Raw genomic sequence first — 16040 nt, 5'->3', positions numbered from 1 at the left:
CGGGGCAGGGAAGTTGGCCGCAGCCTGTAAAAAACGCTGTAAACCGTCTGCTTTCAAGCCTTTACACCATTGACCCTATCCGACTTTACAGAACCGTTTAATTATCGATTAATTATGTCTGCATCCCTGTTGTTCTCATTTGTTATCGGTTATTTCGTTTTGTTGCTGGTTGTTGCCTGGCTTACTTCCCGTAATTCAAACAATGATTCATTCTTTATTGGTAACCGCAGCTCTAACTGGATGCTGGTAGCCTTTGGTATGGTGGGAACTTCGCTGAGTGGTGTTACATTTGTTTCCGTACCGGGTACGGTAGGTGATTTTGCGGGCAACGCCCATAAGGGATTTGCCTATTTCCAGGTGGTGCTTGGTTATATTATCGGCTACCTCGTAGTGGCCTTTGTACTATTACCGCTGTATTACCGCATGAACCTTACTTCTATTTACAATTATTTGCAAAAGCGCTTTGGCACCATTGCTTATAAAACAGGCGCCTTGTTCTTTATCATTTCCCGCACGGTGGGCGCTACCGCCCGTTTATACCTGGTGATCTTTGTATTGCAGGAATTTATTCTGAAAACCTTTGGCATTCCTTTCATTGTTACGGCGCTTATTATTTTATTGATGATCCTGCTGTATACCTTTGAAGGCGGTGTGAAGACCATTGTATACACCGATACCCTGCAAACGACCCTCATGCTGGCCGGACTGATAATAACCGTAGTGTATATTCTGAACAATATGAACCTGTCGGTAGGTGAAGCCATGCGTACACTGACCGATAAAGGCTATGCTACTATTTTCAATACCGACCCCAAGAGTGGTGGATTCTTTGTGAAGCAGATTATTGGCGGTGCTTTTATCACCATCAGCATGTTCGGGCTCGACCAGGAAATGATGCAGAAGAATATCAGTGTAAAGAACCTTAAAGATTCGCAGAAGAACATGATCACCTTTAACCTGGTAAGTGCCGGCGTAAACTTTTTGTTCCTGTTGCTGGGAGGGCTCTTATACCTTTATGCCCTGAACCATGGGGCTGAATATACGCAGGTGACCACCAACGGAGGCACCCAATGGCAACTGGTTGCCAATAATCAAAACATTATAGGAGATACGCTTTTCCCTACGGTAGCGTTGCAAATGATGCCGCAGGCCATATCGATCATTTTCATCATCGCATTGATCAGCGCCCTGTTCCCGAGTGCAGATGGGGCCTTAACTGCATTGACCTCTTCATTTTGTATAGATATGCTGGGACTGAAACGCCGCGATGACCTTACCGAAAAGCAACAGAAAAAGATCAGGCTTACCGTGCATCTGTCATTTACGGTTATCTTTCTAATATGTATTATGATATTTTACTGGATAGGCAACCGTAGTATCATCGACAAAATACTTACACTGGCAGGGTACACTTACGGTCCGTTATTGGGACTTTTTGCATTCGGCATACTTAGTAAAAGAGCATTGCCACAAAGCAGTCTGATCACCATCATTTGCCTGGCAGCGCCCGTGGCCACCTATCTTATCCATCAGTATTCAGCCAAATTGTTCAACGGCTACCAGGTAGGTATCGAGCTGTTGATCATAAACGGGACGCTGACCTATCTTGGTTTATTAAGTATTTCAAAAAAGCCTGCAGGCAATATAATATCAGCAGAAAAGGTTCAACTGTAACTTCAATATATAAATAACGAAGGCCATCCGCCAACTGCGGATGGCTTTTTTGTTTATTGTAAGTTGGGTAATAAAAATTTCATGGCGATCTTGTACTTTAAAAAAGTAAACTGCTTATAAACTAAAACTTTATTTCCTCCGTTTTATAGCTACCATTACAATTACCGTTGTTCAGTAGACGAAGATGGTGTTCAAAGTACAACGTATATAACATTCTTGAAAGAATCAGATCTGCCCAATAATATTTACGATAGCTGGAGTGTTTAGTCAGAGGTCGGGAGGCCATTTTTGAAGGTGAATGGATTTCTGACTCCCGACTGATGACTAACCAAGCACAATATGCTGATCTGCTAATATGCTGATTTGCTAATGTGCTGATGTGCTAATGAAATACAGCTTTCTGCCATGTTTTACCTTTTTTAAACCCGCCTTTGATCCCGGTCTTTCACACCCACCCTGGCTTCTTCCCACGCTGAACCTACCATTTCCCATAAAACTGTACCCTGTAACATGTAACCTGCAACCTGCAACTTGTGTCTTTCACCCTAGCCCTGGCTTCTTCCCACGCTGAACCTACCATTTCCCATAAAACAGCACCCTGTAACTTGTAACCTGCACCCTGCAACTTGTACCCGGTTGCCTGTCACACTTCCCGTCACTTACTATCTTTGCAGGTAAATCATCAATCTTGGAAATCATCGATCCGAAAGCCGAAGCCTATGCCAGTCAGTATACATCGCCGGAAGATGCCCTTTTGCAGGAAATATCGGCCGCTACCTGGGCATCGCATGCCCATGCCCATATGTTAAGCGGTCATGTACAGGGCAAGTTGCTGGAGATGATCAGCTGCCTCATGCAGCCCCGGCGCATCCTCGAAATAGGAACTTTTACCGGTTATAGCGCCCTTTGCCTTGCTAAGGGCTTGTTAAAAGATGGAAAAATACATACAATTGAGCTTCGGGATGAGGATGCTTCTGTAGCCCGGGCAAATTTCAATAGGTCAATTGACGCAGGTAAGATAATTTTGCATGTAGGTAACGCGTTAAGCATTATCCCCGGGTTGAACGAAACCTGGGACCTGGTATTTATTGACGCAGATAAGGTAAATTATACCCAATATTACCAGTTGGTTTTGCCGTTGGTACGGCCAGGCGGCTTGATTTTAGCGGATAATGTACTTTTCCACGGTCAGGTGCTTCAGCAACCGATAACGGGCAAGAATGCGAAAGCTATCCAGGCGTTCAATGAATTTGTGCAGGAGGATGTTCGGGTCGACAAGGTGTTGCTAACTATCCGGGATGGGTTACTCATGATTCGTAAAAAATAAAAAAGAAAACCGTTGAAACGATTACTGGTTGTATTGTCCATTTTCGCCGTGCAGGGCCTTAAGGCACAGCGCAGCAGCGACATAATCGATTACATCAATACGTATAAGGAAACAGCGATCCGCGAAATGCAACGCAGCGGTGTGCCGGCCTCTATCACCCTGGCACAGGGCATTCATGAGAGTATGGCGGGTAAAAGCGACCTGGTGCAAAGATCCAATAACCATTTTGGGATCAAGTGCCGGTCAGAGTGGAAGGGCGAGAAAGTATACCACGATGACGATGCCCGTGGTGAATGTTTCAGAAGTTATTCCAAAGCGGATGAGTCCTATGTGGATCACTCCGATTTTCTGCGTAATGGCCCCCGTTATGCGTTTTTGTTTGAATATGATCCTACCGATTACACGAAATGGGCCCATGGCTTAAAAAAAGCCGGTTATGCCACCAATCCGAAATATGCGCAGATAATCATCAAATTTATAGAAGACTACAACCTGCAGCAGTACACGCTCATAGCAATGGGTAAATTATCGCCCCAGGATGAAGTGCTGGCAGGCGGCGGCAAGCCGGTGAGCATCAGTAATGGCGTGGCCATCCGGGAGATCAAGCTGCCCACTGCCAAACCCGTAGTGAGCTATCCGATCGGCGAATTCAAGATCAACCGCACCAAGGTCATTTTTGCAAAAGCAGGCACGTCCTTACTGGGTATTGCCAAACAATATGATATTGCTTTAAAGCACCTGCTCGATTTCAATGAATTGACCGAAGAAGATGATGATGTGCTGGCCGAGGATCAACTGATCTTCCTGCAGCGGAAACGCAAATCGGGCGAGGTTGAGTTTCATGAAGTAAAACCCGGCGAAACCCTCTACAGCATTAGCCAGGCGGAAGGCATCAGGCTCGAGAACCTCATTAGTAACAATCATTTACAGGACCAACCCGAGCCAGCCGTAGGCGAGAAGCTCTATTTGCAGTCGAAAGCCCCGGAAAGACCCAAACTGGCAACGGAAGTGATGGCAGCAGCAACTCCCCAGCTGCCGGTTGTGACGCCAGACCAGATCACCCCTGCCAATTCATCGGCTGTAACCGCCAGCCTGCATATTGTAAGGGAAAAAGAAACTTTGTATAGTATCGCGAAAAAGTATAGTATTACAGTAGAACAACTCAAAGAGTGGAATAAACTGACTGGTAATGACCTGAAAACCGGACAGGAACTGGTTATTTACAAAAACTGACTTATGGGCGAGATGCGTGTACACGACAAACAATTTGAACCATACATTAGTGCTGAAAAGATCGCTGACCGGATAAAAGAGATAGCTGGAAAACTGAATAAAGACTATACCGGTAGAAAGCCATTGTTCATCGCAATTCTGAACGGCTCATTTATGTTTGCGGCCGACCTGTTTAAGGAGCTTGCCATTGATGCAGAGATCTGTTTTATAAAGCTGGCTTCTTATAAGGGAACTAAATCTACGGGTCATGTGATCACTGCTATCGGCCTCGACATGGACCTGTTTGGCCGGGATGTGGTGATCGTAGAAGATATAGTAGACACCGGTAAAACGCTGAGCGAATTTTTGCCCCAGTTGCACCACCAGCAACCTGCCTCGTTAAAGATTGTAGCCCTGCTGCACAAACCCGAAGCAACGGTATTTCCCATTACCATCGATTACCTTGGATTTTCTATTCCCAACAAATTCGTAGTTGGATACGGCCTGGATTATGACGGATTAGGTAGAAATATCCCTGAAATTTTTAAATTGATCGAGTAGAGTTGATATGTTACTATAGTTAATAAGTTGACTGGTTGACAAAGCCTGCCCCCACAAAGGCAGTGTTAACTGGTTACCCTGTTACTTGGTCACGGTTAAGCTTCATCAACATATTGAAAGCTGCTATCGCCATATTAACCTCTTTCCTGTGTATAATCACCGCGCATGCGCAGTATTATTTACGTGGGGAGATCAGGGACGAAAAGAATAATCTTTTGTCGAATGCACGTATTGTGCTTCATTCCACCGGCTATGTATATTCCTCCGGCAGCAGCGGCTCTTTCGGCATCATGACTACCAAAAGGATCGACTCCATTACCATTTCCCTCGATGGCTACCAGGCATTGTCGGTAAAACTGGAAACCGCCAAATACCACTCGCTTGTTTTAAAAACATTATACACTTCGGCCAACCTGCAAAAGAACCGCCTCTTATCATTTACCCGGAACTTAAAACCCGGCGACCGCCGTAACTGGACGGTAGGGTCTGAAACTTATAACTCGTTACTGGAAAATGATTTTGTACAGGCGGATAAATACCCGGAAACAGGATTTGCGATCAATACCGACAAGGCATCGTACAGCAATGTGCGCCGTTTTTTAAATATGAACACAACGGTTCCGCCCGATGCGGTTCGTACCGAGGAACTGTTGAACTATTTCAATTTCAAATACCAGCCACCGCCCCCCGATAGTGTTTTTGGGTTCAGTTCCTATATTTCAGAATGTCCCTGGAACAAGGCCAACCAGCTGCTTGCCCTCCATGTATCGGCACGCAAGCTCGATCCGCAGAAGATACCACCCAGCAACCTGGTTTTCCTCATAGATGTTTCCGGCTCCATGGATATGCCTAACCGCCTGCCGCTGTTGAAATCGGCTTTTACTTTACTGGTGAATAACCTGCGCGATAAGGATACCATTTCAATCGTTGTGTATGGCAGTTCCATCGGCGTTTGGCTACAACCCACTTCTGGAAAAGAAAAAGAGAAGATCCGCAAATCTATTGAAGAGCTGTATCCGGGCGGATCAACACCCGGCGAATCCGGTATCAGAACGGCTTATAACCTGGCGAAAAGCCAGTTCATAAAGGGCGGCAATAACCGCGTGATCCTGGCTACCGATGGCGATTTCAATGTAGGACAAACCAGCGATGATGAGCTGGAAAAGCTGATCACCCTGCACCAGCAATCGGGTATTTACTTAACCTGCCTGGGCGTGGGTATGGGCAATTATAAAGATTCGAAACTGGAAGTGCTGGCAAAAAAAGGGAATGGCAATTTCGCTTACCTCGACAATGAACGGGAAGCGGAAAAGGTGCTGGTAAAAGAATTGACGCAAACCCTGTATAGTGTGGCCGACAATGCTTTTTTGAATATTGAATTCAATGCCGAGCTGGTTAAACATTACCGCTTATTGGGTTTCGACAATAAATGGAAGGCATTGGTTGATTCGGTCAGTGAGCTCGATGGGGGAGAAGTAGGCTCAGGGCACTCTGTGGTCGCTTTATTTGAAATAGATCCCGTTTACCCGGTGACAAGTCCGGCAACAGACAAGGGCAAGCTGGCCCATATAAAGGTTCGCTATGAACTGCCGAACGATACGGTACATCGCTTCACAACCTATCGCTGTCCGTACATCGTTACACCATTCAACAGTTTGCCGGCTACGTACCGCTTTGCAGCTGCGGTGTCGATGTTCGCTGCTTTACTGAAAGATTCAAAATATGCCCGCACTTATAGTTGGCCGGAAGTAATAAAACTGGCGTCGGAATCAGCCGACCCGCAGGACGCTATTCAGCAGGAGTTTGTTTCGATAATAGAGAAGGCGAAGAAGATCTATGGGAGGGAGAGGAAGAAAAGAAAGATAATGTGATAATTAGCTGATGTGCTGATGTGCTAATGAAATACACGCAAGCGATGTGCTGATTAGCTGATGTGCTGATATGCTAATGAAATACACGCAAGCGATGGGCTAATTAAATACAAAACAAAATGTGCTAACGGAATTTTGCCGGCATGCCGCACAGTAGTTCCATTAGCACATTAGCTAATTAGCACATCAGCACATTAGCTGAACATTTCCCGCACCTTATCAAAAAAGCTCTTATCCGACTTTTCAGGTTGTGGTTTGAAATTGGGTGAGCCATTCATTTTCTCCAGCATGGCTTTTTCATCGGCCGTGAGATTCTGCGGCGTCCACACATTTACATAGATCAACTGATCCCCTTTTTCATAAGAGTTCACACCGGGAAAGCCTTTGCCTTTCAACCGGAAGATCTTTCCGCTTTGCGTGCCCGCCGGTATTTTAATGCGTGCTTTACCATCAATTGTAGGCACTTCCACGGAAGTTCCAAAGCAGGCATCGGGGAAGGAGATATGCAGCTCATAGGCCACATTCAATCCATCGCGATGCAATTCTTTATGTTGTTCTTCTTCAATTAAAACAATGAGATCGCCGGGAGGACCGCCGCGTTCGCCGGCATTACCCCGGCCGCCCAGGCTAAGCTGCATTCCTTCCTGTACACCGGCCGGAATATCGAGCGTAACCGTTTCTTCGCCATACACCCTGCCTTCTCCTTTACAGCTGCCGCATTTGGCGGTTATGGTAGTACCTTCCCCGTTACAGGCCGGACAGGTAGTAACTGTTTGCATCTGGCCCAGGAAAGTATTGGAAACTCGCCGAACCTGTCCGCTGCCACCGCAGGTGCTACAGGTTTGAACGCTGCCATTATCCTTTGCGCCGCTGCCATGACAGGTGTTACAGGGTACATGTTTTTTTACTTTAACCTGTTTGGTAACGCCTTTCGCAATTTCTTCGTAGGTGAGTTTGATCTTTATGCGCAGGTTGCTGCCGCGAACGCCGCGCATCCGCTGACCGCCTCTTCTGCCGCCACCGCCGCCAAAAAAGCTACCGAAAATATCATCGCCGAAAATATCTCCAAACTGGCTGAAGATATCTTCCATATTCGAAGCTCCACTATAGCCGCGACCATTGCCCTGTACGCCGGCATGGCCAAAGCGATCATACTGAGCCCGCTTGTCGGCGTCGCTCAATACCTCGTACGCTTCGGCAGCCTCCTTGAACTTTTCTTCGGCGGCTTTATCGCCCGGGTTACGGTCAGGGTGATATTGCATGGCTACCTTGCGGTATGCTTTTTTAATTTCATCCGCAGAAGCGCCTTTGGCAACCCCTAATATTTCGTAATAATCTCTTTTAGTCGACATATAAAATATAATGTGCTGATGTGCTGATTTGCTAATGTGATAATTCGGGTAAACAATGTGCTAATGTGCTGATTCCGAACCAATGTTATAATGTGATGATTCGATAATTTGATAATGGGTCTCTGTGCAACTGCTCTGAAAATTTCAGGTTTTCCGCCCGGCGTTCACGAGGAATCGCATAAACGCATTATCAAATTATCACATTATCGAATTATCTCATTATTTCCCCACTACCACTTTCGCGAATCTTATAATTTTATCATTCATATAATACCCTTTCTGCACTTCATCAACCACCTTGCCTTTCAGCTCTTCGCTCGGAGCCGGGATCTCAGTGATCGCTTCATGCTGATCGGGGTTGAAATCTGTTCCAATGGTTTGCATGGGTTTTACGCCCTTGCCCTGCATCGTAGCTCTCAACTTATTAAATACCAGTTGAATCCCTTCTTTCAGGGGCTGATTGTCACTGGCCTGCAATTGCTTTTCAGCCCGGTCACAGTCATCCAGCACTTCCAGCAGGGAAGTGATCACCTCTTTGCCGGCGGTCTGTATCATTTCTATCCGTTCCTTGGCAGTGCGTCTTTTGAAATTCTCAAACTCGGCAACCTGTCTCAAGTACTTGTCTTTCAGCTCTGTGATCTCAGCTTTCAATTTCTCCGTTTCATCTTCGCTGGCAACCGGTTCGTTAACTTGTGATGACCCACTGACGGTTTCCTCGGTATTAGTGTCCATTTCTGCATTGGTACCGTTTTCACGGTTCACGGTGTTTTTTTCGTTATCTGCCATAACTATCGCTTACAAGTTTTTTCGCTTTCTAAACTGAAATAATGACGGTCAAAAGCGGCCTTCCCAACTGTCGTCAGAAGGCTTTTTTACGTCAAACAGGGCGCTGCCCGTTGAACAGCGCTAAAAATACCATTTTTCACTGGTAAACACATATGTGTCAATTATTTTGCCAGTGCGCCCGGGCAAGCCAAAATGTCTTATTTCCAACCCGGCAGGTGAGAAAAAGACCGGTTCCTGCCGCTGTTGCCGCACTCACAAAAAATTGGCACACCCGAGCGGGGTGCAAAGATACAGTCCGGCAACCGGAAGTTGGAGGCTGGCAGCCGGAAGTCAGAAGTATAAAGTAAAATGTTTGATGAACAAAATCCGAAGTCGGTAGCCTGAAACCGGAAGTCTGAAGCAGGAAGCAGAAGCAGGAAGCCGGAGGTCAGAGGCCTGAACCCGGAGCCCCCAGTGCGGGCCAAAAACATTAAGTTAGAAATACGCTTGCTTTCACATTCAACATGCAGCTATGTATTGTGCTTCATGCAAAACAATCTATAGCACAATACATCTTTAACAGATACTAACCTTTTTTTCACCGGTTGCAGCATTTAGGTTCGCTTCTTTCTCTAAATAAAATATTTTTAATCCGGGTTCTTTGATAACAAAAAACAGCTTACTGATATACGTTACGTTATACAGATTAATTCTCAACACCTAAAACATATTAAAAAACTGATGGCTCTTTTCTGTAACTAACGGCTCCCGGAAAGCGTGATTTTTTACATCAGCGAACTCGATTAATAGGTATATTTAGTTTACACATTTTCACAACCAAACATTACACAAAAATCATCATTATGCCCTCAAAGCTAACTGTTAGGTTGTGGCTAGCCATTCTATTGCTATTACCGGCCACAACGATGCTTGCCCAATTAAAAACCATTTCGGGCAAAGTAACTGACTCCAACAATCAGCCCATTACAGGCGCTACAGTAACGGTGAAAGGCTCAAACGTTGCTACACAAACCAATGCAGAAGGTTCATTTTCTATCGGCGTTCCCAATACTGCTGCAGTGTTGGTCTTCTCTTCCGTTGGCTTCGAGTCAAGGGAATTGCCGGTAGGCAATAATCTTACGCTGACCGTTTCTTTAAAAACAACTACCTCCAACCTGAACGAGGTCGTCATCACCGGTTATACCGCCCAGCGGAAAAAAGATATAACCGGTTCTGTGGCCGTGGTGGAGGTAGATAACATGCGGCAGATCCCCACCGGTACCCCTGAAAAGGCTTTACAAGGCCAGGCCGCGGGCGTAACCGTGGTTACCTCGGGTATGCCTGGCAGTAACAGTAATATCAGGGTGCGCGGCATCACCTCGGTAGGCTCAACAGATCCGCTGGTGATCATCGACGGTACACAAGGTACCATGCACGACCTGAACGTGAACGACATTGAGTCTATTCAGGTATTGAAAGATGCCGGCGCTGCTGCGATATACGGCGTGCGTGGCTCCAATGGCGTAATTGTCATTACCACCAGGCGGGGCAGAACAGGCAAAGTACGCGTGAACTACGATGCCTATTATGGTACACAAAGGCCATTGAAAGACGGGTTCAATATTGCCAACACCCAGGAAACCGCCAATGCCATCCAGCAGGGCTATATCAACAGCGGCCTCACACCCGGGCATAAACAGTTGGGCACCGGGCAAACACCGGTCATTCCTGATTATATTACACCTACTGCTGCCATGGAAGGTGATCCAAACACCGATCCTTCCACGTACAAACTGTACGAGAACCAGATCACCAAAACAAACAAACAGGGCACCGACTGGTTTCATGAGATCTTCAAACCTGCGCCCATCACCAGTCATAACCTGGCGGTATCATCGGGCAACGACCGATCGACCTTCTTTTTGTCGGTCGGCTATTTCGATCAGCAGGGTACCCTGATAGAAACTTATTTAAAAAGGTATTCGGCCCGCATCAACACCACCTTTAATTTGAACAACAAGATCCGCATTGGAGAAAATGCCTATGTGTTCTACCGGCAGAACCCGGGATTGACCAACGGTAACCAGAATGAAGGCAATCCCATTTCGCATAGCTATCGAGAAAGCCCGCTGATCCCCGTGTATGATATCATGGGCAATTTTGCCGGAACCGGCTCACAAGGCCTGGGCAATGCGCAGAACCCCGTAGCCAATTTGAAACGCACCGCCAATAACAAGGATAATGACTGGCAGGTGCAGGGTAACGTGTTTGCAGAAGTTGATCTGTTAAAACATTTTACTGCCCGCACCAGCTTCGGTGGTTTCTTCGATAACCGCTACTGGCACATCTTTAATTATACTTCCTACGAAAATGCCGAGAACAATAAAAATCCCAACAGCTTTACCGAGTTCTCGATGTACAATAGCAGCTGGACATGGACAAACACTTTAACCTACAACAATACTTTCGGCAATCACAACCTGAAAGTGTTGGTGGGAACCGAAGCTATAGAAAATTACCAACGGGGCTTTTTCGGGCAACGCACCAATTACCCCCTGACCAATGCCGGAAACCTTACCGTGAGTCCCAGCTTGTGGACCTTGTTGTTCGGTCCCCCCAGCGGCCAGGTAACAGGTAACCTGAGCATCAATAACGGCATTGGCATCGATGGTAACAATCCAGCCACACCCGTACAAACTGCCCTGTATTCACAGTTCGGCCGGGTCGATTATAACTTTGATGATAAGTATTTGCTGAGCGGTACCCTGCGCCGGGATGGCTCTTCGGTCTTTGATGAAAGCCAGCGCTGGGGTGTATTCCCGAGCGTGACCGCAGGCTGGCGCATTTCCCGCGAATCATTTTTTGGCACCATCGGCTGGTTAAATGAGTTGAAATTACGCGGCGGCTGGGGCAAGCTGGGTTCCATCAGTAATATCAACCCCACCAATGCATTCGATCTCTACAGCCAGATCGCTGCGAATTCCTATTATGATATAAACGGCGCCAATAATACTTCTGCACTCGGTATCTATGCCAGCCAGAATGGTAACAGGGCCACTACCTGGGAAGAAGATATTATTACCAACATAGGTTTCGATGCGGTTGCGCTGGATAATAAATTATCGCTTTCATTTGAATGGTATAAGAAAGCCATTAGTGGACTGCTCTTCCGCCCACTGGCGCCGGCAACCGGCGGTGGCGCTACTGCGGCCTTTGTGAATGCAGGCAATATTCAGAACACGGGTATTGATATTGCGGCTACCTATCATGGTAACATCGATGAGTTCAGGTTCGATATTACCGGTACCTTCACCTCCTATAAGAATGAAGTGAAAAGTTTGCCCGAAGGTATCAAGTATTACGACCAGGTAAGTACAGGTTCCAATCGCTTTGGTGCTTTCTCGCGTTTGCAACCAGGCCAGGCATTGGGTGCATTCTATGGATATAAAGTGATAGGGCTGTTCCAAAGTGCCGACGACGTAAGCAAGTCGCCCGTGCAGGAAGCAGCTGCGCCCGGCCGGCTGAAGTTCCAGGATGCCAATAGCGATGGTAAAATAGATGCCGATGACCGCGTATTTTTTGGTAACCCCAATCCCAAATTCACCGCCGGTTTGAACATCGACGCTTCTTATAAAGGATTTGATTTCTCAGCTTTCTTTTATACATCGGTTGGGAATGATGTGATCAACTATGTTCGTTACTGGACTGATTTCCCCCAGGTTTTCGATGGTGCTATCAGTAAAGATGCGGTTTACAATTCATGGACGCCCACGAAGCTGAATGCCAAAGTGCCCCGGCTCGAACGGGGCGCTAACTTCAGTACCACCACACAGTTCAGCTCCTATTACCTGGAAGATGGTTCCTTCCTGCGTTGTAAGTCGATGGTACTGGGTTATAATATTCCAACAGCCAGGATCAAAAAGCTGGGCATTGAACGGCTCAGGGTATACGTGCAGGCCGCCAACCTGTTCACCATTACAAAATATACCGGCCTCGATCCTGAGTTAACCACATCGAACCTCCGCGATAATACCAACTTCGGGATCGACTTTGGTAACTATCCCTCCAATCAGAAGAATTACAACGTGGGTGTAAACCTGTCTTTTTAACACTGAAATCAAAGCAAAATGAAACGAAATCCTTTTCCAAATAGATCTACAGCAGCGATCTCATTAATGACGCTGTTACTGATCATTGCTTCCTGCAGCAAAAATTTTCTCGACAAAGATCCATTGGGCGCCTTTAACCCTGATCAGTTAACAAACCGGGCAGGTGCAAGCGGATTGCTTATTGGCGCCTATCATATGATTGGCGGCATGGGTGGAGCGGCTGGTAACAACTGGGCTTCCGGTCCATCGAACTGGGTATTCGGCAGTGTCGCCGGTGGCGATTCTTACAAAGGTTCTACGCCTAGCGACCAGGGCGATATTGTACAAATTGAGACCTGGGCCTATAATACCAACAACCCTTATTTTAACCAAAAATGGCAGGCCATGTATGATGGCGCTCAACGTGCCAATGAAGTACTGCGGGTATTGCCCAAGGTGACCGATATGACAGACACAGAGAAAAAAGTAATGGAGGGCGAAGCACGTTTTCTGCGCGGCCATTTTCATTTTGAAGTAAAGAAAATGTGGAACAATGTGCCTTTTGTAGATGAAACGATCACCACTGCTGCAAAAAATACCAATGTACCCAATATCGATGACGCCGGTAATTTTATAAATATCTGGCCCAAAATAGAAGCCGATCTGCAGTTTGCGGTAGACAATCTGCCGGAAACCCAGCCGCAGGCAGGAAGGGCCAACAAGTCGGCCGCCATTGCTTACCTGGGAAAGATCTATTTGTATCAGCATAAATATGCGCAGGCAAAAGCGCAGTTCGATAAGATCATTCCGGCCGCGTATGGCGGTTCCGGCAACGGACAAACAGCCAATGGCAAGCCGTACAGGCTGGTAAATTTTGAAGACAACTTTAATGCGGCTACTGATAACAGTGCAGAATCTATTTTTGCCTACCAGGCTTCGGTAAACGATGGTTCGGGAACCAATGGTAACCATGGCGATGCCCTGAACTTCCCTAACAGTGCAGGGCCCGGTGGATGTTGTGGTTTTAATAATCCCACCATGTCATTGGCCAATTCTTATAAAACCAATGCTGATGGATTGCCGCTCTTCGATGATTTTAACAATGCGCCGAATGTCAGCGACCCAAGCGCACCTTATGCGGGTACACTCGATCCGCGGATCGACTGGACCATGGGCCGCCCGGGCATTCCTTATCTCGACTGGGGGCCAACGCCGCAGAACACCTGGATCCGCGATCAGGCCACCAATGGATATTTCAGTCCGAAAAAGAATGCCTATGCCAAAGCACAGCAAAACCTGTTATCCTCAACCGAAACCAGCTTTTGGGGGCCCACACAGATCACTGCCAACAACGTAAACCTCATTCGTTTTGCCGATGTATTACTGTGGGCAGCGGAATGTGAAATTGAGGTGGGCAGTGCCGACAAAGCGCTTGCCTATGTTAACTTTGTTCGTTCACGGGCGGCTGATGTGAACGGCTGGGTGTACAGAAACAGCGATTACGACGCCGGCAGTGGCAGGTATATCACCAGGACAACGCCGGCCGACAATTACAAGATCGGCTTGTATCCCGCAGGTGCATTCGGCAATAAGAGTTTTGCGTTAAAGGCCATTCGTTTTGAAAGAAAGCTGGAGCTGGCGATGGAAGGCCATCGTTTCTTTGACCTGGCCCGCTGGGATAATGGCACGGGAACGGTGATGGCGCCTGAATTGAACGCCTTTGCCACCGCAGAGAAACAACGCCCTACGATCTTCAAGATCAACCAGCAGGCTGCGTTCACGCCTAAAAAGAATGAATATTACCCCATCCCGCAACAGCAGATAGATATTGAGAATGCAACCGGAAAGATCAACCTGAAGCAGAATATTGGGTATTGATCTTCCGCACAAAAGAAGATAGGCTATATAAGGCCGTCCTGTTTTAACAGGGCGGCTTCTTCGTTTCCGGCCGGGCCAAAAAGTGTTACTTTTGCGCGAATGAATCAGGTAGTATTAAAAAAGAAGATCAGTCAGCGGGTAGCCAATGGGCATCCCTGGATCTTCGCGAATGAAGTGCATGAGGCTCCCGAAGGCGTGAATCCCGGCGATACGGTTGAGGTGTACAGCCATGATAAAAAATTTATCGGCAAGGGCTATATCAACCCCCGTTCCCAGATCCTGGTGCGCCTGCTTACCCGCAGGAAAGAGGAAGTGGTAAATGAAGATTTCTTCTATAACCGCCTGCTCGAAGCCTGGCAATACCGGCAGCAACTGGGTTATGTAGAGAATTGCCGGCTTATTTTTGGCGAAGCGGATTCCCTGCCGCAGTTGATCATCGATAAGTTCAATGATTACTTTGTTATACAAACCCTGGCCCTGGGCATTGATGTCTGGAAACCGGCCATTGTTGCCGCACTGGAAAAGATCTTCAAGCCCAAAGGCATTTATGAACGTAATGATGTGCCGGTGCGGGAGCTGGAAGGATTGCCCCAGCAAAAAGGGTTTCTGTCGGCCCCCTTTGATACGAAGATCATTATCCGGGAGAATGGTTTGAAGTTCCATGTGGATATCGAGAACGGTCAAAAGACCGGCTACTTTCTCGACCAGCAGGATAACCGCCGTGCTATTCAACATATCGTGAAAGGCGCCGATGTATTGGGCGCTTTTACCTATACCGGCACTTTTGAGATCCATGCAGCCCATTATGGCGCCAAATCGGTGCTGGGACTGGATATTTCCCAGAACGCCGTTGATCAGGCGAACCGCAATGCGGCCCTGAACGGGGTCGACAAGATCTGCCGGTTTGAATGTATGAATGCGTTTGATGTGTTGAAAGCGTGGGCGCGCGAGGGAAAGCAGTACGATGTGGTCATGCTTGACCCGCCCTCCTTTACAAAAACAAGGGACAATATTCAGAAAGCGATAACCGGCTATAAAGAGATAAACCTGCGCGGCATGAAACTGGTAAAACCGGGTGGTTTCCTGGTCACTTCCAGTTGTACCAATCTGGTGCAGCCTGATCTGTTCCTCGAGATCATTCAATTGGCAGCCAAAGACGCGCGCAGAAAAATACGCCAGGTCAGTTTTCTCACCCAGTCGGCCGATCACCCGATCGTATGGGAATGGGAGAATACCCATTATTTGAAGTTTTTGATCGTGCAGGTGCTGTAAAAAAGGACGCCTGACAACAGGAAAGCCGAAAACAAATGAT

10 protein-coding genes are annotated in these 16040 nt (G+C 47.1%); 8 read left to right on the top strand and 2 right to left on the bottom strand.

The features are described 5' to 3' along the window. Nucleotides 1-114: 114 nt before the first annotated feature. The 5 genes from JT717_RS05935 (at nt 115) to JT717_RS05915 (ending at nt 6645) form a co-directional block, all read left to right on the top strand. Complete coding sequence (locus JT717_RS05935; RefSeq protein ID WP_205509281.1) at nt 115-1674, top strand: sodium:solute symporter; 1560 nt, start codon at nt 115-117, stop codon at nt 1672-1674. Nucleotides 1675-2362: 688 nt separating this feature from the next. Continuing rightward, nucleotides 2363-3001, top strand: a complete 639-nt coding sequence (locus JT717_RS05930; RefSeq protein ID WP_205509280.1) for an O-methyltransferase — start codon at nt 2363-2365, stop codon at nt 2999-3001. A 12-nt stretch (nt 3002-3013) separates the two neighbouring features. After that, a complete protein-coding gene (locus tag JT717_RS05925) occupies nt 3014-4234 on the top strand; it encodes a glucosaminidase domain-containing protein (protein WP_205509279.1) in 1221 nt (406 codons plus the stop codon). Between the two features lie 3 nt (nt 4235-4237). Further along, a complete protein-coding gene (hpt, locus tag JT717_RS05920) occupies nt 4238-4774 on the top strand; it encodes a hypoxanthine phosphoribosyltransferase (RefSeq protein WP_205509278.1) in 537 nt (178 codons plus the stop codon). Nucleotides 4775-4887: 113 nt separating this feature from the next. Next, entirely contained in the window at nt 4888-6645 is a 1758-nt protein-coding gene (locus tag JT717_RS05915) for a vWA domain-containing protein (protein ID WP_205509277.1), read from the top strand. Nucleotides 6646-6839: 194 nt separating this feature from the next. Here JT717_RS05915 and dnaJ read toward each other — a convergent pair whose 3' ends face one another. Together dnaJ and JT717_RS05905 are read right to left on the bottom strand one after the other, a co-directional pair. Next, nucleotides 6840-7997, bottom strand: coding sequence for a molecular chaperone DnaJ (gene dnaJ, locus JT717_RS05910; RefSeq protein WP_205509276.1), 1158 nt, complete (start codon nt 7995-7997; stop codon nt 6840-6842). 219 nt (nt 7998-8216) lie between these two features. Beyond that, the gene (locus JT717_RS05905; protein WP_205509275.1) at nt 8217-8783 is read right to left on the bottom strand and encodes a nucleotide exchange factor GrpE; all 567 of its coding nucleotides are present in this window, start codon (nt 8781-8783) and stop codon (nt 8217-8219) included. A gap of 842 nt (nt 8784-9625) precedes the next feature. Between JT717_RS05905 and JT717_RS05900 the strand changes: the two genes are divergently transcribed. The 3 genes from JT717_RS05900 (at nt 9626) to JT717_RS05890 (ending at nt 16000) form a co-directional block, all read left to right on the top strand. Next, nucleotides 9626-12871, top strand: coding sequence for a SusC/RagA family TonB-linked outer membrane protein (locus JT717_RS05900; protein WP_205509274.1), 3246 nt, complete (start codon nt 9626-9628; stop codon nt 12869-12871). A gap of 18 nt (nt 12872-12889) precedes the next feature. Then, a complete protein-coding gene (locus JT717_RS05895; RefSeq protein WP_205509273.1) occupies nt 12890-14728 on the top strand; it encodes a RagB/SusD family nutrient uptake outer membrane protein in 1839 nt (612 codons plus the stop codon). A 99-nt stretch (nt 14729-14827) separates the two neighbouring features. Next, on the top strand, nt 14828-16000 hold the full coding sequence (locus JT717_RS05890) for a class I SAM-dependent rRNA methyltransferase (RefSeq protein ID WP_205509272.1): 1173 nt from the start codon (nt 14828-14830) through the stop codon (nt 15998-16000). Nucleotides 16001-16040 lie beyond the last annotated feature (40 nt).

This window comes from Longitalea arenae (genome assembly GCF_016924755.1).
Classification (GTDB): Bacteria; Bacteroidota; Bacteroidia; order Chitinophagales; family Chitinophagaceae; genus Niastella; species Niastella arenae.
The sequence above is the reverse complement of the archived record's forward strand: the minus strand, read 5'-3'. Positions and strand labels throughout refer to the sequence as shown.